The organism is Thermaerobacter litoralis (assembly GCF_054654595.1).
Genome location: NZ_BAAIES010000009.1, coordinates 330,066 through 347,737, shown reverse-complemented (window position 1 = coordinate 347,737; position 17,672 = coordinate 330,066). Strand labels below are relative to the sequence as shown.

8 protein-coding genes and 1 riboswitch are annotated in these 17,672 nt (G+C 66.7%); of the genes, 7 read left to right on the top strand and 1 reads right to left on the bottom strand.

Annotation, left to right across the window (positions count from 1 at the left end; translation table 11 throughout):
• The first annotated feature begins 350 nt into the window (after positions 1-350).
• The 6 genes from ACYQ02_RS08565 (at position 351) to ACYQ02_RS08540 (ending at position 11,061) form a co-directional block, all read left to right on the top strand.
• Positions 351-2,474 carry an acetoacetate--CoA ligase gene (locus tag ACYQ02_RS08565; protein WP_460040026.1) on the top strand — a complete coding sequence of 708 codons (2,124 nt, stop codon included), beginning with the start codon at positions 351-353 and terminating at the stop codon, positions 2,472-2,474.
• Between the two features lie 318 nt (positions 2,475-2,792).
• Positions 2,793-3,620 carry an HAD family hydrolase gene (locus ACYQ02_RS08560; RefSeq protein WP_460040025.1) on the top strand — a complete coding sequence of 276 codons (828 nt, stop codon included), beginning with the start codon at positions 2,793-2,795 and terminating at the stop codon, positions 3,618-3,620.
• 99 nt (positions 3,621-3,719) lie between these two features.
• On the top strand, positions 3,720-5,402 hold the full coding sequence (locus tag ACYQ02_RS08555) for a bifunctional metallophosphatase/5'-nucleotidase (protein WP_460040024.1): 1,683 nt from the start codon (positions 3,720-3,722) through the stop codon (positions 5,400-5,402).
• A gap of 346 nt (positions 5,403-5,748) precedes the next feature.
• Positions 5,749-6,693 carry an HAD family hydrolase gene (locus ACYQ02_RS08550; protein WP_460040023.1) on the top strand — a complete coding sequence of 315 codons (945 nt, stop codon included), beginning with the start codon at positions 5,749-5,751 and terminating at the stop codon, positions 6,691-6,693.
• Positions 6,694-6,948: 255 nt separating this feature from the next.
• A riboswitch (cobalamin riboswitch) is annotated at positions 6,949-7,085 on the top strand.
• Positions 7,086-7,401: 316 nt separating this feature from the next.
• On the top strand, positions 7,402-9,921 hold the full coding sequence (locus ACYQ02_RS08545) for a ribonucleoside-diphosphate reductase subunit alpha (RefSeq protein WP_460040022.1): 2,520 nt from the start codon (positions 7,402-7,404) through the stop codon (positions 9,919-9,921).
• A gap of 129 nt (positions 9,922-10,050) precedes the next feature.
• Positions 10,051-11,061 carry a ribonucleotide-diphosphate reductase subunit beta gene (locus ACYQ02_RS08540; protein WP_460040021.1) on the top strand — a complete coding sequence of 337 codons (1,011 nt, stop codon included), beginning with the start codon at positions 10,051-10,053 and terminating at the stop codon, positions 11,059-11,061.
• A 64-nt stretch (positions 11,062-11,125) separates the two neighbouring features.
• On the opposite strand, the gene ACYQ02_RS08535 is transcribed toward ACYQ02_RS08540, so the two are convergent.
• Positions 11,126-11,791 carry a hypothetical protein gene (locus ACYQ02_RS08535; protein WP_460040020.1) on the bottom strand — a complete coding sequence of 222 codons (666 nt, stop codon included), beginning with the start codon at positions 11,789-11,791 and terminating at the stop codon, positions 11,126-11,128.
• An 884-nt stretch (positions 11,792-12,675) separates the two neighbouring features.
• Here ACYQ02_RS08535 and ACYQ02_RS08530 point away from each other — a divergent pair.
• A complete protein-coding gene (locus ACYQ02_RS08530) occupies positions 12,676-17,067 on the top strand; it encodes an RHS repeat-associated core domain-containing protein (protein WP_460040019.1) in 4,392 nt (1,463 codons plus the stop codon).
• Positions 17,068-17,672: the final 605 nt, after the last annotated feature.

The following is a 17,672-nucleotide window of genomic DNA, read 5'->3' as shown; positions in this document are numbered from 1 at the left end:
GACTCAGGCTTCGCCAACCTTCGCTTAACGTCTGTTTACCGCTGTACGCGGGAATTGGCCAGCCGTTGTCCGGAGCGGTTCCGCTCCCCGAGCGGGTCCGCCAGCCGCCGGCCGGACCCGGCAGGTGTCCCCGCCTGGTGTTGCGAACCCCTTTCGTAATGGTACAGGTCTTTGGGACCTGGCGTGTCGGGGCTTGTGCCCGCCGTCCTATCGTTTTCCGAGCTTATCATCTCCTTTGTCCAACCGGACCCGGCTTGCCGGGCAGCGTGCATCGCCCGGCGAACCGGTCCCGGCAAACCGGCGAGGAATGCAGGGGGCGGGTCGCCCGCCCGGCAATGGGGGGTTGGGTCATGGCGGCGGTCAGCGAGGGCACCCTGCTCTGGTCGCCTTCCGAGGAACTGCAGCAGCGTTCCCGCATGCGCCATTACATGGACTGGCTGGCCCGGCAGCGGGGACTGGCCTTTCCGACCTACGAAGCCCTGTGGCAGTGGTCCGTGCGGGATTTGGAAGGATTCTGGAGCAGCCTCTGGGACTACTTCGGCATCCAGGCGTCGGCCCCCTACGCCAGCGTGCTGGGCCGGCGGGAGATGCCGGGCGCCCAGTGGTTTGTGGGCGCGCGCCTCAACTACGCCCAGCATGCCTTGCGGGCCGCGACCGCCAGGGCAGGCGGACAGGGAACGCCAGGCGAAGACGGGAGCGCGCCCGCCCGGCCGGTGGTGGATCCCCAGGACCCGGCGGTGATCTACCAGTCCGAACTGCGCCCTCTGAGCATGTTGACGTGGTCGGACCTGATCCAGCAGGTGGCGGCGGTGGCCAGCGGACTGCGGGAGCTGGGAGTGGGGCCGGGCGACCGGGTGGTGGCTTACCTGCCCAACATCCCCGAAGCCCTGATCGCCTTCCTGGCCACCGCCAGCCTGGGGGCCATCTGGTCCAGCTGCTCGCCCGATTTCGGTGCGCCCAGCGTGGCCGACCGCTTCCGCCAGATCGAGCCGAAGATCCTCTTTGCCGTTGACGGGTACCGCTACAACGGCCGGGATTACGACCGGCGGCCGGTGGTAGCGGAACTCCAGCGGCAGCTGCCGTCCCTGGAGGCGACGGTGCTGGTGCCGTACCTGGGTGAGGGGGCCGGCCGGGCGGTCGCCGGTGGGATGGCGGCCGTCGCCGGCCCGGTCCCGGCGGGACAGGGTAGCGGCCCCGCCGGGGATGGCGGCGGGGCCGGGTTCTTCCCCGGACGAACCCTGCCCTGGTCCGACCTGCTCCGCCAGGGCGGGCCCCTGACCTTCGAGCAGGTACCCTTCGACCAGCCGTTGTGGATCCTCTACAGCTCGGGCACCACCGGCCTGCCCAAGCCCATCGTCCAGGGCCACGGCGGGATCCTCTTGGAGCACCTCAAGATGCTGGCCCTGCACAGCGACCTGGGGCCGGGGGACCGGTTCTTCTGGTTCACCACCACGGGCTGGATGATGTGGAACTACCTCGTCAGCGGCCTGCTGGTGGGGGCGACGGTTTTGCTCTACGACGGCAGCCCGGGCTATCCCGACATGTATGCCCTCTGGCGCTTTGCCGAGGCCACGGGGATGAAACTGTTCGGCACCAGCGCCGCCTACGTCACCGCCTGCATGAAGGCCGGGATCGAACCGGGCCGGGAGCTGGATCTGAGCGCCCTGCGGAGCGTGGGTTCCACCGGCTCACCCCTCTCTCCCGAAGGGTTCCAGTGGCTTTACGAGCACGTCAAGAAGGACCTCTGGGTGGCCTCGGTCAGCGGCGGCACCGACCTCTGCACCGCCTTCGTGGGCGGCTGCCCGCTGCTGCCGGTGCATGCCGGCGAGATCCAGTGCCGCTGTCTGGGCGCGGATGTGCAGGCCTTCGATGAGGAGGGCCGGCCCGTGGTGGACCAGGTCGGGGAGCTGGTGATCACCCAGCCCATGCCCTCCATGCCGCTCTTCTTCTGGAACGATCCGGAGGGGAAGCGGTACCGGGAGAGCTACTTCGAGATGTTCCCCGGCACCTGGCGCCATGGCGACTGGGTGAAGATCACCCGCCGCGGTACCGTCGTCATCTACGGCCGTTCCGACTCCACCATCAACCGCCAGGGTGTCCGCATGGGAACCAGCGAGATCTACCGGGTGGTGGAGGACATCCCCGAGATCCTCGACAGCCTGGTGATCGACCTGGAACTGCCCGGCCGCGGGCCCTACATGCCCCTGTTCGTCGTGCTGCGGGAAGGGGTGGAACTGGATGATGCCCTGCGGAATCGCATCAAGCAGCGCATTCGGGAGAGCCTCTCGCCCCGTCACGTGCCCGATGACATCGTGGCCGTCCCCGAGGTGCCGCGGACGCTGAACGGAAAGAAGCTCGAGGTGCCCATCAAGAAGATCCTCATGGGCGCGCCGCGGGAGAAGGCGGTGAACCCGGATTCGATGAGCAATCCGGAGTCGCTGGCGTATTTCGAACAATTTTCGCAGCAGTTGTAGTGGCCAGCCGTTGTGGTCAAGCGGCGATGAGGCCGTGCGCAACGGATCCCACGCAAGTGCTACCAGCTGCCGGTACCGGTGGGGCCGCGACCTCGTCCGGTACCGGCATTTTTCTGTTTCGAGTGGGTCCCGGCCGCCGGCCGGACTGTGGTCGCCATCTGCAGGAACGGTAATGGCTTTGTTGCCGAAGTTTACGCAATCCTTGATGGGCCCTTAACGGGTGCGGCGGCAGGCCGCGGTAAGGTGGGGACGGGATATGGTCGCAGCGGAAGGAGGTGAACGGACCTGCCGTTCCAGGCGAAACCCGGTGCAGTACGGATGGTGATCTTTGACCTCGACGGTACCCTGTACGACGACCTCCTCTACAGCACTGCTTATGCCCGGGTCCTTGCGGCCCATCTGCCGGGGGACCTTCGCGGCGCGTTCCTGCGCGAGACGTTTCCGTTCTCCGACGTGAACCGCCGGCTGCGAATGGGGAGAATCTACGATCGCATCGAGGACGTCCTGCATGGCCACCCTCAGCTGGAACCCGGCGTGGCGGTACGTTGGGAGGGAGGTTCTCCTGCACCGTGGCGGCGGGTCACCAATACCGGCGGCTACATCGGAGCACCGGGGCGCTACCTGGGCCTCGGGGACGTGTGGATGCTGGTGACGGCCACGGCGCTGCGGTTTGGGCTCTCCCCCGACGAATGCCTCGAGGCGATGGTCGAAGTTCGTTCGTGGGTTACGGTGCCGCCCCCCGAGTCCTACCGGGAAGAGCCCTTCTTTACCGCTCCCGGTGAGCCCCTCCGTGTTCTGGTGACCAACGCTGCTACGGGCCATGCCGAGACGATCCTGAAATTCCTTGGGCTTGATGGGGCCTTCAGCCACTGCTTCACCGAGGCAGGAAAGCCGGAGGGGTGGCGACGGATCATCCCACTGCTGGAGCAGGTCACTGGAATTCCCCGCCAGCAGATGCTGGCCGTGGGCGACAACCTGCTCAACGACGTGCTGCCTGTGCGAGAACTGGGTGTGCAGGCCGTCCTGGTAGACCGGTATGGCCTCTACCCGCAGCATTTTGCCCGGGATTGGGTGATCATCCGTTCTTTGGACACGCTGTTCCCGGCCTTGTTGCCGAAAACTTGGCACCGGCTCGTACCTTCTTAAGGGTCGTCTGAACCCTTCTCGTGGACGGGTCTGCGTCCGCTGGCGCGTCCGTACCGACCCGCTGATTCGCCCGGCGCGAGCCGGAAGGAGGGCTTCTCCATGGTGTTCTACCCCAAGGTGGTAGTACGGTCGGGCTGGATCTTGGCCAGGATTGCCCTGGCAGGGATCCTGGTCGTAGCTGTCCTCCTGCCGGTCGTGAACGTGGCGGCCGGTAGCCCTGACGGATGGAGCGCGGCGGCCGATGTCAGCCGTAGCGACGAGGCGGTGCGCCTGCAGATCCTCGCCGTCAACGACTTCCACGGCGCCCTGCAGTCCCGCACCCTGAACGGCCGGCCCATCGGCGGTGCCGCCGTGCTGGCCGCCTACTGGGACCGGTGGGAGAAGGAGGCGCAGAAACAGGGCATCGCCACCCTGCGGGTCGGGGTGGGCGACCTGGTTGGGGCAAGTCCGCCGGTCTCCGCCCTGCTTCAGGATGAACCCACCATCGAAGCCTTGAGCCGCATGCACCTCCTCTTCAGCGCCGTGGGCAACCACGAGTTCGACGAGGGGGTCGCCGAGCTCAAGCGGCTGCAGGAGGGGGGCTGCCACCCTGAGACCGGCTGCTTCCCCGGCGCGGGCTTCCAGTACCTGACAGCCAACGTGGTGGACGCCGAGACCGGCGAGCCGCTGTTCCCGCCCTACGGGATCGTGCGGGTGCGGGGGATCCCGGTGGCCTTCATCGGCGCCACCTTGAAGGAGACGCCGACCATCGTCACGCCCACCGGGGTGGCGGGCGTCCGCTTCCTCGACGAGGCCGAAGCCATCAACCGTTACGTGGCAGAGCTCAAGGCTCGGGGGATCGAGACCATCATCGTCCTGCTCCATCAGGGCGGCGACGGCGATCGCCGCGGGGGACCGATCAGCGGTGACGTGGTCCCCATCGTCACGGCCCTGGACGACGAGGTCGACGTGGTCCTTTCCGCCCACACCCACCGCGGGTATTGGGGCACCATCGACGGCAAGCTGGTGACCCAGGCCTATTCCTCCGGGACCGCCTTCGCCGACGTCGACCTGGTGCTGGACCGGGCCACGGGGGACGTGATCGCCAAGGAGGCTGCCATCGTCGACACCTGGGCCGACGTGGCACCGGGCAACGAGCCCGATCCCCGCATCGCCCGCATCGTCGCCCGGGCCGAGGAGCAGGTCGAGCCGATCATCAACCGGGTGGTGGGCGTGGCCGCCGACGACATCACCCGGCAGCAGACACCGGCCGGCGAGTCCGAGCTGGGCAACCTGATCGCCGACGCCCAGCGCTGGGCGATGGGAACCGACGTGGCCTTCATGAATCCCGGTGGCATCCGGGCCGACCTGGCGGCCGGCGAGGTCACCTGGGGCGAGCTCTACGAGATCCAGCCGTTTAACAACGACCTGGTGAAGATGACCCTGACCGGGGCCCAGATCGAGCGCCTCTTGGAGCAGCAATGGCTGAACCAATCCCGGCCGCGCATCCTGCAGGTCTCCGGCCTCACCTACCGCTGGGATCCATCCCGGCCGCCCGGTGACCGGGTCGATCCCGCCGACGTCTTCATCAACGGCCGGCCCCTCGACCTGGATGCCCGTTACACCGTCACGGCCAACAGCTTCATCGCCGCCGGCGGCGACAACTTCACGGTCTTCACCGAGGGGCAGGACCGGGTGGTGGGGCCGGTGGACATCGATGCCCTGGTGGACTACGTCCAGCAGCTGCCCCAGCCCTTCAACGCCGTCATCGAAGGCCGGATCGGCCTGGTGGGGGCGCAGTGACGCCCGGGGTGGACGCCGCCTGAGGCACATTGGTACGGGCACGGTGGAACCCGTCGGAGCAATCGTTGGTGCGGGCCGGCGGCCGGTTGCGGCGGCCGGCCCCGTCGTCTTTCTTACGAATGGTGGGCAACAGCGACCCTGGTTCTTTGCCAGGCCCCCAAAAAAACGGTTAACGGGATTTCGCCGCCACGTTAACGTACGGTGGCGACGGAAGCGGGAAAACTTGCACAATCCTTGACAAGCCCTTAACTGCCCGGCGACCGGGGCGCGGTACGGTGGGGGCGGGGCGTGATCCCTCCGGTGGAGGTGAACCGCGCTGGCTGACAACCTCGAGGAGGTGAGCCGCGTGCCGGCGCTCTACGATGGGTTCACGGCCGGGCTCTGGGGCGGCAGTCTCCCCGGCAGGCCGGTAGGCGTGGTCACCCGGACGAACCCTCCCCTGCCGGATGCCGGGGCGATCCGCATGGTGATCTTCGACCTCGATGGCACCTTGTATGATGACCTCTTGTACAGCACCGCGTACGCCCGGGTCCTTGCGGCCCACCTGCCCAGCTCCCTGCGCGGGGCATTCTTGTATGACGCGCTTCCTTTCACAGACCCAAACCGCCGGTTCCGGCTGGGACGAATCTATGACCGGGTCGAGGGCGTGCTCCTCGGCCACCCTCAGCTGGAACCCGGCGTGGCATCCGCATGGGACGACGCTTCACCTCGGCCGTGGAAACGGGTCGGCGAGGCGGGCGGTCACGTGGGGGCGACGGGACGGTACCTGGCCCTCGGTGACACCTGGATGCTGGTCACGGCCGCGGCGTTACGGTACGGGGTTTCAACCGACGAATGCCTGGAGGCCATGGCCGAAGTGCGCTCGTGGGTGTCGGTACCGCCGCCGGAATCGTACCGGGCCGAGACGTTCTTCCGCACCAAGGACGGACCGCTCCGAGTTCTTGTGACGAACGCCAGCACGGGCCATGCGCAGGCGATGGTGGAGGCCCTGGGCCTGGAAGGCGCCTTCAGCCAGTGCTTCGCCGATGCGTGTAAACCTGAAGGGTGGCGGCGGATCATCCCGTGGCTTGAGCAGGCGACCGGGGTTCCGCGGGACGCTATGCTGGCTGTCGGTGACAATCTCCTCAACGACGTCCTTCCCGCTCGCAACCTGGGTGTCCACGCCGTCCTGCTGGACCGCTACGGCTTGTTTCAGCGGCATACCCCCCAGGACTGGGTCGTGGTCCGTTCGCTCGACGACCTCATCGCGGCGCTGAATCCCCAACGACACCCGCAGCCGGCACGTTCTTAGAGGACCGTCCGGCAACGAAGGGTCACCGGGAGCGGCGGTGGCCCCCGTGCCGTTTCCGGGAGAACCCGGGTGCCCACCGGCGCCAGAAGCCGGTAATTGACGGCCACCGGCCGTCATCCCCGGAAACAAACCGCCGGCGTCCTTGGTTAGAGACACAACATGTAGTACCATCCTTGCGGACAAGATTCCATATCTGGCGTGCGGCGGCGAAACTCCCGGCATCCACCGGACGCGCCGCCGCAGGCGCGGTGCCTGCCCGACAGGGCAGGGCGAGGCGGTCGGCTGACCGCCCGCTGGGGGAAGACCGGTGCAAATCCGGCGCTGTCCCGCAACGGTAACCGGCCGCGCCTGGCCCTGGACGAGCCAGTCCTTCCCTCCCCCTGTCCCGCCTACCACGGTGGTTTCGGGGCCCCGGGTGGACCCGCTCCCGGCCGGCGTGACCGGAAGCCCGAGTACCCACGCCGTGCCTCCGTTCCGCCCCCGCGGAGGGGTGAGGGCGGGCCGAGGACGGGCATCGCCTTGCCGTCGACCGGCCCCCGCCTGGGCCGGCTTTGCATATCAGAGGACCGGACGACGGCGACCGGCGTTGAATGCCCATTCCCTGCCCCCTCCTCCCTCTACCGTTTGCCCGGTCCACCGGGCCGGGCACCGGCACCCAGGGGGCAGCGCCCCCGGGGGCGGAACCGCCGGAAGGGAGGAGGGACCCCCTTGCAGGCCGTCTTGGACCGGCTTACTGCCGGTATCCCTGCAGCCAGCCGTCTTCAGGCGCTTCTCCAGCAAGACCTGCGCTGGCTGGCCGCTGGCCCCACCGGCCCAGCCGGCTCCACCGACCCCACCGGCGCCGCCGATCCGGCGCCCACCAGCGATCCGGGGGAGGCCGTCGAAGAACTCCTGGTCCAGGCTGCCACCCAGCACCTGCACCGCGAGCCTCGGATGGAGCGGGTCGCCGTGCGGGCGCGGCTGCGCCGGCTGTACCGGTTCGTCCTCGATGATCCGGCGCCGTCCCCCGCGGCCTACCGGGCCGCCTTCCCGGCTTACGTCCGCCGCGGCGTGGCCTGCGGCGCGCTGGACGAGCGGCTGCTGGCCTTCGACCTCGACGCGCTGGCCGCTGCCCTTCACCCCGAGCGGGACGAGATCTTGCCCTTCATCGGCCTGGTGACCCTGATGGACCGCTACCTGGTGCGGGAGCCCGAGAGCCGGCAGTGGCTGGAGACGCCCCAGTTCCTCTTCATGCGGGTGGCCATGGGGCTGGCTCTGGCGGAAGAACCCGGCCGCCGGGAGGCCTGGGCCCGCCGGTTCTACCACGCCATGTCCACCTTCCGCTACCTGCCCAGCACGCCGACCCTGTTCAACGCCGGCACGCCCCACCACCAGCTCTCGTCCTGCTACCTGGCCGACGTCCACGACTCCATGGATCACATCCTGGAGGCAGCGGGCGACTTCGGCCGGCTGGCCAAATACGCCGGCGGCATCGGGGCCTCGGTGACGCGGCTGCGGGCGGCCGGGTCGCCGGTGCGGGGGATCAACGGCGAGTCGTCGGGCGTCATCCCGTTCATCCACTTCTACGACGCCCTGATCAAGGCGGTGAACCAGGGCGGCCGCCGGCGGGGGACGCTGGCGGTGTACCTCGAGCCCTGGCACCTGGAGATCGAGGCCTTCCTCGACCTCAAGCGCAACAGCGGCGACCCGTACCTGCGGGCCCACAGCGTCAACACCGCCCTCTGGATCCCCGACGAGTTCCTGCGCCGCGTGGAGGCCGGCGAGCCGTGGTACCTGTTCGACCCGGCCTACGTGCCGGAGCTGCCGGAGAAGGTGGGGCGAGCCTTCGCCGCCGCCTACGCCGAGCGCATCCGCCAGGCCGAGGCCGGGGCGCTGCCGGCCCGGGCGTGGAAGCGGGTCGACGCTCGGCAGCTCTTCCGGGAGATCCTGGCCACCCTGCAGGAGACCTCCCACCCCTGGCTGGTGTTCAAGGACGCCGGCAACCTGCGCTCGCTGCTGCCGGGGGTGATCCACTCGAGCAACCTGTGCACCGAGGTCTTCCTGCCCACCACCGCCGAGGAGGTGGCCGTCTGCAACCTGGCCAGCGTCAACCTGGCCCGCCACCTGGGGCCGCGGGGCATCGACTGGGACGCCCTGGCCGAGACGGTGGCCGTGGCCATGCGGGGCCTGGACAACGTCATCGACCTCAACCTCTACCCCATCGAGAAGGCGCGCCGCTCCAACCTGCGCCACCGGCCGGTGGGGCTGGGGGTGATGGGCTTCGCCGAGGCGGTCAACCGGCTGGGCTGGGGCTACGCCGACCCCGAGGCGGCCGAGCTGGCCGACCGGGTGCTGGAGTTCATCAGCTACCATGCCATCCTGGCCTCCTGCCGGCTGGCGGACGAACGCGGCCCTTTCCCCGCCTTCGCCGAGAGCGGGTGGGCGCAAGGCCGCGTCCCCGTCGACACCCTGGCGGACCTGGAGGCGGAGCGGGGGGAGCCCGTGACGGTCGACCGCACCGCCCGCCTCGATTGGGAGTCGGTACGGGCCCAGGTTCGCAGAGGCATGCGCAACGGCACGGTAATGGCCATCGCCCCGACCGCGACCATCAGCCTGATCGCGGGGACCACGCCGAGCCTGGATCCGCCCTACGCCAACGTCTTCTCCCGGCAGACCCTGTCGGGCAAGTTCCTCGAGATCAACCGGGTCCTGGTGGAGGAGCTGGAGCGGCGGGGCCTCTGGGAGGCCGTCCGCGACCGCATCGTGGAGGAACGCGGCGACCTCCAGCCCATCGCCGAGCTGCCCGCCGACGTCCGGCACCGCTACCCCACCGCCTACCAGGTGCCGCCCGAGGCGTACCTGGAGGTGGCCGCCCGGGCCCAGAAGTGGGTCGACATGGGCATCAGCCGCAACCTGTTCCTGGCCGATCGCGACCTGGGGGCCATGGAGCGAGTGTACGTCGAGGCGTGGCGGCGGGGGCTGAAGTCGACCTACTACCTGTTCATGGCGCCGCGGATGTACGCCGAGCCGTCGACGGTGCGGGTGAACAAGGCGCGCCGCAAGCTGCGGTGGAACCTGGACGACGGAACCGTGGCGGCGACCGTGGCCGCGCCGGCGAAGGCGGCGGTGACGGCAGGACCCGGCGCCCAGGCTCGACCTGGGACCTCCGCGCCCGGTGCCCTGGAGGCCGCCGCGGTCTGCCGGGTTCGTCCCGACGACCCGGACCTGATCTGTGAGGCGTGCCAGTGACCCGGCCAGGGACCGGGAATCCGGTTAGGGACGAGAGCGGGCCGTGCCGGTCCGGCCCGCCCCGACCCCGAACACCCGGTGCCGGGTCCCACATCCGTTCCATTATCCGTTCCAAAGGAGGAGATCCCCATGGCATCCACCACGCGCCAGCCGGGCGACCGCCTGCTGGGCGGCGACCCCCTGGAGCCCATCCAGCTCTTCCCGCTGCGGTATCCCTGGGCCTACGCCCACGCCCAGCAGGGCAAGCGCAACACCTGGTTCCCCGAGGAGATCCCCCTGGCCGACGACGTCCGCGACTGGGAGCTGCGCCTGACGGACGACGAGCGGCGGGCCGTGGAGCTGCTGCTGGGGTTTTTCAATCCCATGGAGTCCCTGGTCACTCACAACCTGGTGATGTCCATCTACCCGCTGCTGACGCCGCCGGAGGTCCGGCTGTACCTGGCCCGGCAGATCTGGGAAGAGGCCAACCACACCATGGCCTTCGAGTACGTGCTCAAGACCCTGCCCGTCGACCGGGAGCGGGTCTTCGCCGCCCACCGCGACGTGCCGGCCATCCGCGCCAAGGAGGCGTTCCAGCAGGAGCTGACCCGCCAGCTGCTGGTCCGGCCCGACGTCTCGACCCTGGAGGGGCGGCAGGCGTTTCTGCGCAACCTCATCGGCTACTACATCGTCCTGGAGGGCGTGTTCTTCTACGGGGGGTTCCTGTTCGCCTACACCTTCCGGCGTCGCAACCTGCTCAAGGGCCTGGCGACCCTGGTCGATTGGGTGCTCAAGGACGAGAGCCTGCACCTGTCCTTCGGGATCCACCTGATCACCGCGCTCTTGGAAGAGCACCCCGAGCTGATGACGCCCGCGTTCGCCCGGGAAGTCAAGGGGCTGATCCTGCGGGCGGTTGAGCTGGAGCGGGATTACAACCGCGCTCTGCTGCCGCGGCCCATCCTGGGCGTCAGCGCCGACTATCTCAACGCCTACATCGAATACGTCACCGACCGGCGCCTGGACGAACTCGGCCTGGGGCCCCACTTCGGCACGCCCAACCCGGCCCAGTGGATGGCCACCGAGGTGGACGTGCCGGAGATCGTCAACTTCTTCGAGGCGCGCAACATCCACTACGAGGTGGCGGCGGACCGGAACCGGTGAGGGATGAGCTGCCGGGGCGTGAGGTAGCGGTTTCAGACCTTTGGCCCAGGTGCCGGCGCGTGGCCTACTCCCGTGCCGGCACCTTTTCGACCAGGAATTCCTGGTACGGGCCGGTGACGATGAAGCGGACAGGAACGCGCTGGCCGTTCTTGTACCGGTTCAAGTCGATCTCGACGTCGTGGAACGTCCCATCCTGCGGCACGATGGTGACGTCGATGGAATCCGGATGGAGATCGATGCGCGCGATGTACGCCCCCAGGGTGGTGACCCGGGTGGCAACAACGCGGAGGTGGCTCTCGTCCCTCGGCGGAGTCAGAGCTGGGTCGATGTGAATCGCCGGTGGGGTGGCGTGTTCCAGAGGACTGCCGTCGAGGCTGATGGGCAAGATACCGAGCTCCTTGAGCCCGCTCGACCAGTCCGACATCCCCTGGGAGACAAAGGCGATGATCCCCTTGTTGGCCTGCAAGAAGGCCTCGACCGAAATCAGGTCGGCCCCGGCGGGGGACGAGGCTCCCCCGCCGGCTGGTTCTGGCGATGCGGGTCCGGGTTCCTCCAGGGACGTCGGGCCGGCGTCGCCAGTTTGGCCCTGGTTCTGGCCGGTGGCCGCGGCAGAAGCCGCCGGGCGTTCCGTGGTCCCCGATTGCGCGCAACCGGCCGCTGTGAAGAGGAGGAAGGCGAGCACCGACCACGAAATCAGCCGCGAAATCAGCCACACGGTGCGGTTCGACATGTGACGCACCCCACTCGAGGGCCCAGTTCCTGTGGCCCACCGGCTCCGGCCGAAGCCACGGCCATCCACGAGATGCCCGAAATGCCGGCCCCAGCCATGGGCGTTACGCAAGGGCGTGACGATGTCTTGCGGCGGTGCGGATGTGGTGGTCTTGGGGTAACGGTTCTGCGACGGCTACCCTGGTCCTCTTGCCACAACCCGTGATCTTGGTGTCGCGTGTTACCCGAAACACTTAGGAACACTTAGGGGCCGGCGGTGCCGGTCGACCCAGCCGAGACTGAAGTGGAGGTGGGGGTTGGGAAGACATGGGCTGATAAATGTTAGATCCCTGACCTTCCCCCGGGAGCGAAGGAAATAACGAAAGAAAGAACATGAAATGGTGCGGAAAACGACCATCCTTTGTCTCACCGCCTCATAGCCCGTCCAAGGGTTAATCAATCCCCGTTCACCGGGTTTGTCCCACACCGAGCTGGTTGCGGATGAAGAAACTGGAAGGGGTGATGCGTCATGCGGAACCGTCGGCTCCCATGGTGGCGGTACGCCGTGGGATTGGGTGTGCTGGTCGCGGTGTTGGGCCTTGCCTTGGTGGTCTCCCACGCGACGGATGCCTCCAAAGCGAGCCCCCCGCCTGCCCGAGGTGTGGGGAAGAAATGGGCCACGACGGTGCAAGACCTCCATCCCGGCAAGAAGCCGAAGCCGGTTGGCCGCCTCCACGCCCAGGCACCGAAGCCCGAACGGCGCTTCAAGCCGGAGATCCCACATACCGAGGAGCAACCGCTACTCGAACTCCCTTCCAAGGCGATGAATCCGTCATCGTCATCTCCGTCGAGTGGGCAGTGACGGCGTGACAAGGTGAGCCAAGGACTTCAGGGAGGGTGCTCGCAATGCGCAGGCTGGGGGAGCGCATTGTGCGGTGGACAGCCCGCGTCTTGGTGTGCGTTCTAATTATTGATGCGCTTGTTCTGCACCTTCCGGTCGTGGTTAATTCCCCGGTGCCGCCAACGGCCCTCGCCGCGTCGGGCATCGCCGACCGCGACCGTTTGGGGCTCGAGCCGTACTGGGGCTATTTCCGCTTCGGGTTGGGCGCGGGCTGGCAGCTCTCTGTGAATACCTTCACCGGGAACCTCGTGCTGCAAGAGGAACTTGTGAAGATCCCCGGCCGCGGCCCGGCCCTTGCTGAAACCCTCACGTACAACAGCCTCTCCCAACGGAACGAAGGCGTTGGGCCAGGGTGGGTGCTTGCCAACGACCCCTACCTCCGCGAAAACGCGGACGGCAGCGTCACCCTCCGCGACGAGGACGCGACGAATCACACCTTTACCCGCAACGCCGACGGAAGCTACACGAGCCCACCGGGCGTATACCTGACCCTCCGCAAGGAGGCCCAGGGCGTCTTTACGATCACGGATCGCGCCCAGACGGTTTACCGCTTCGAGAACGGCCAGCTCGTTCGTGTCACGGACGAAAAAGGGAATGTGCTCACCATCCAGCGTGACACGGCGGGACGGCCGACCCAGGTCACCGATGTGTCGGGCCGGAGCCTTCGTTACACCTGGGACACGAGCGGCCGGCTGACCGGCCTGACCGATCCGGCGAACCGGACCATCACCCTGGGCTACGATGCAAGTGGCCGCCTGGCCTGGGTCAAGGATGCCCGGGGCAACACCACCCGGTTTGGCTATGACGGAAACGGCCGGCTAGCCGCCTTCACCAACTCCAAAGGCGAAGTCACCCGGTTCGAGTATGACGCTTCGGGCCGGATCGCCCGGATCGTCGACGCCCGCAGCACCAGCTCGCAAACCTTCGCGACCACCTTCAGTTACGATGCGACCACGCGCACCACGGTCATCACGGACCCGGCGGGGAAGAAGAACACGTTCATCCACAATGAGGCCGGGAATGTCATCGAATATCGGGACGGGAACGGCAACAGCGTCAAGCAGACCTGGAGCGCCAACAATCTGGTCAAAGAAGAGGACGCCAAGGGAAGCCTGAGCCTGACGTACGACAGCCGAGGCAATGTCACCCGGGCCGAAGAGACGCTGAGCAGCACGCAATCGGCTGTAGAGAGCTGGAGCTACGACGCCCGCAACAACCCCACGGCCTACGCCGATCCCCGGAACAACCGCTTCCAGTTCATCTACGACGGGACGTCGAACCTCCTGTCCTCGACCGCGGTCGCGCGGCGTGAGGCGGACGCCAACACGTACGACGCCTACGGCAACCTGACCTCCGTGACGGAGGCGGGGGCGCCCACCTTCAGCCTGGTGGAGAACGGGAGCTTCGAGCGGGTCGACTCCACCACCGGCCAGCCGGTCGCGTGGTATTACGGGGGAACGTCGGAGGCCTTTTCCCTCGATTCGTCGGTCGCACGCTATGGGTATCAAAGCCTGAAGTTCACAAGCCCAAGCTCGGCCACCGCGTATGCGTTCACCGATGCCGCCGCCGTCAGTCCGGGCCAGCTGCTGACGCTCTCGGCCTTCGTCCGGCTGGAGGACCTCGTGGGCGACGGGGCGGCCGTTGGGCTTGAGTTCTACGATGCGAACGGCAACGCCGTCGGATCGGAGTACTCCAACCTGTACAGCGGAACCGGCAACACCTCGCTCGTCGTCACGGCCACCGCGCCGGCGGGGGCGGCGTGGGTCTACGCGGTTCTCATCGTTCAGAATAGTGCGGGTTCGGCGTGGTTCGACGGCGTCCAGCTCGAAAGCCCTGTGCTGGCCGGTGAGGGGCACATCCTGAGCCGGTTCGATTACGTGGACAACTCGAGTTTTGAATGGGGCGGCCTCGACTGGTACGCCGGCGGCGTGAGCGGGGCGGTGAGCATCACCAACGAAACGGCCTGGGGCGGGCAGTACGCGGCCAAGGTGACGCTGAGCACGAGCGGCACCGCGTACCTCATCAGTGAGCGGGCGGGCGTGTACGGCGGCGAGCCCTTGACGCTGTCCGGCATGCTCAAGACCGCCGGCGTCAATGGGAGCGGCGCCTGGATTCAGGTGCAGTATTACGATGGGGCGGGCAACTACCTCGGCGCCAGCCGGACACCGCCGGTTACTGGCACCACCGACTGGACGCGCTATGCCGTGATCACCACCCCGCCGGCCGGGGCCGTGGAGGCCCGCGTCTTCGCCGTGCTGAATGCCTCAGCCGGGACGGCGTACTTTGACAATCTCAAGCTCGTCCCCCGCGCAACGACCTGGTTCGGTTACGACGCCGGCGGGAACTACGTGACCTCCATCCGTGACCCGCTGGGCAACACGACGTCGCTGACGTACGACGCGGCGGGCAACCTGACGAGCCTCACGGACCCCAAGGGCAACAAGACGACCTACAGCTACGATGCGAACAACAACCTGACCGCCGTGACGGATGCCGCCGGCCGGACGACGTGGGTCGAATACGACGCCCTGGACCTGGCCGTCACGGTTCGCGACCCACGCTCGGCGGGGAATACGGACAACACGTACCGAACGACCTACACGTACGACCCGCTGCAGAATCGCACGAGCATCACGGACCCGCTGGGGCGGAAGCTGTCCTACAGCTACGATCCCTCGGTCAACCTGGCCCGCGTGACGAACCCGGACGGCACGGCGGTCAGCTTCGAGTATGATGCGGGCAACCGGCTGGTGCGGAAGTGGTACAGCCAGGGCGGCATCAGCTACACGTTCCAGTATGACGCCGCGGACAACCTGACCGGCGTCACCGACGACAAGCAGCGGTCGTACAGCTTCGGCTACGATGCCGCCAACCGGCTGATCCAGGGCACCGACGTGTGGGGGTACCGGCTCGACTACACCCTCGACGCGGCGGGCAACATCACCCGGGTCACAGACTCCGAAGGCAAGACGGTCACGTACGAGTACGGGACGAAGAACCAGCTCCTCGCGGTCACTGACCCCGCGGGGCGGTCGACGCGGTACCGCTACGACGATGCCGGGCGGGTCTTCGAGGTGATCCGCGGCAACGGCATCAAGTCGGTCCAGGTCTATGACGAAAACGGGCGGCTGCACCAGATCGCCGACCCCGGCAACCCGGACAACTCGCTGATCGCGTACTGGTATGACGCTAACGGCAATATCGTCGCGATCGACACGCTAAGCGGCCGGCAGACCTTCGAGTACGACGCCCTGAACCGGCTCGTGCGCTGGACGGACGAGACGGGGAAGGTGACGGAGTACGCCTACGACGCGGCGGGCAACCTGGTCCGAAAGGGCAGCGAGACCTTCACCTACGACGCGGCGAACCAGATCACGAACCCCGGGTTCAGCTACGATGCGAACGGCAATCTGACCAGCGACGGCACGTATCGCTATGAGTACGACGCGGAGAACCGACTGGTGAAGGTCACGCGGGTTGCGGACGGGTCCCTGGTGGCGCAATACGAGTACGACTACCGGGGCCTGCGGATCCGGAAGGTGACGCCCAGCGGCGAGGTTCGCTACCACTGGGACAGCCGGGGCCGGCTGGTGCGGGAGAGCGACGGTTCGGGCAAGACCCTGGCGCGGTACATCTGGAACGACCGGGACGAACTGGTGGCCATTGAAAAGGACGGGCAGGTCTATTATCCGCACCTGGGGCACCGGGGCGACGTGCTGGCAGTGACGGATGCGGCGGGGAACCGGGTGGTGGCGTACCGCTATGGGCCGTGGGGCGAGCTTTTGGGCCAAACGGGGAGCTTCAAGCAACCGTGGCGGTACGCGGGCTATTATTACGACGAGGAGACGGGGCTGTATTACCTGAAGGGACGGTATTACAGCCCGCGGCTGGGGCGGTTTTTGACAAAGGACCCGGTGCTGGAGTTTGCGGAGAAGAAGCCGCTGGATCCGTATGCGGGGTTTGTGGCGCTGCAGGATGCGTTAGCGGATCCCCAGAGGCTGAACCCCTATACTTATGCACGTGGGAACCCCGTGCAATACGTGGATCCGGACGGCCGGTGGGCGAACATTGTGCTGGGCGCATTGATCGGTGCAGCAGGGGCCACATGGCAATATCACCTCAACCATAGAAATGATAAGAAAAAGTGGATTGGTGGATACGTAGGCGCTGCCATCGTCGGTGCAGCAACTGGAGCATTAGGGGGTATCACAGCAGGGGCCGTGAAATCTGCTCCGTTGGCGGCACGGCTAATCGCCAATATTACCCGACAAGTCGGCAACTACTTTATGGTCACCGCGGTCACCGGTTCGAAGCTGAGCGTTAGAGGTGCTGTAAATTCAGTTGTGAGCGGAATAAGAAGCTCAGTTAACCTGCCGGAACTACGTCGACGCCGGTGACCCAGTGAGGGAATCGCGAACATGCTTCAGATAGTGTTGCAAATATTGAGCGATGTCATTAAGGCACTTCTTTGGGGAAGCATCATAAGCGACGTAACATGGCAAGGTATTCGCATTATAGGTGTTCTCTTAATAGCTCTAGCAGTTGTGTGGTTTATACAAACGCATTTTGGCATGGATGTCTTCCCGGGGGTGGAGACGAACGATAATGGAACTTTGTTGTCAGGAGCACTAGTCCTGGGAGGGCTATTCCTATACTTGGTAGGTAAGTGTGGGGAGAACTGGAAGAAAAAGCGGCGAATGTCGTAGAATGCAGGTGTGGCATTGGCTGATCGTGAATTAACTAAGTAACGGGATATAGAAGGCATAAACTGGATTCTCCTTGGGTTGGCTCCTCTCTTGCCCGTGCTGGCAGGGGAGAGGCTGTCTGTGTTTACGGGCGACCGATGGGTCACATGGCGGTACTAGAAAAGGAGAAAGCGAAGACCGACTGGAGAGGAGCGGGCTGTGCTCTCGCTTCGCGCTCTGCGCACAGCTTTTTATTGAAGAACGGGATACGTCTTGGAGGGCTGCATCGCTCGAGGGGCTACGCGGGGGATCAGGAC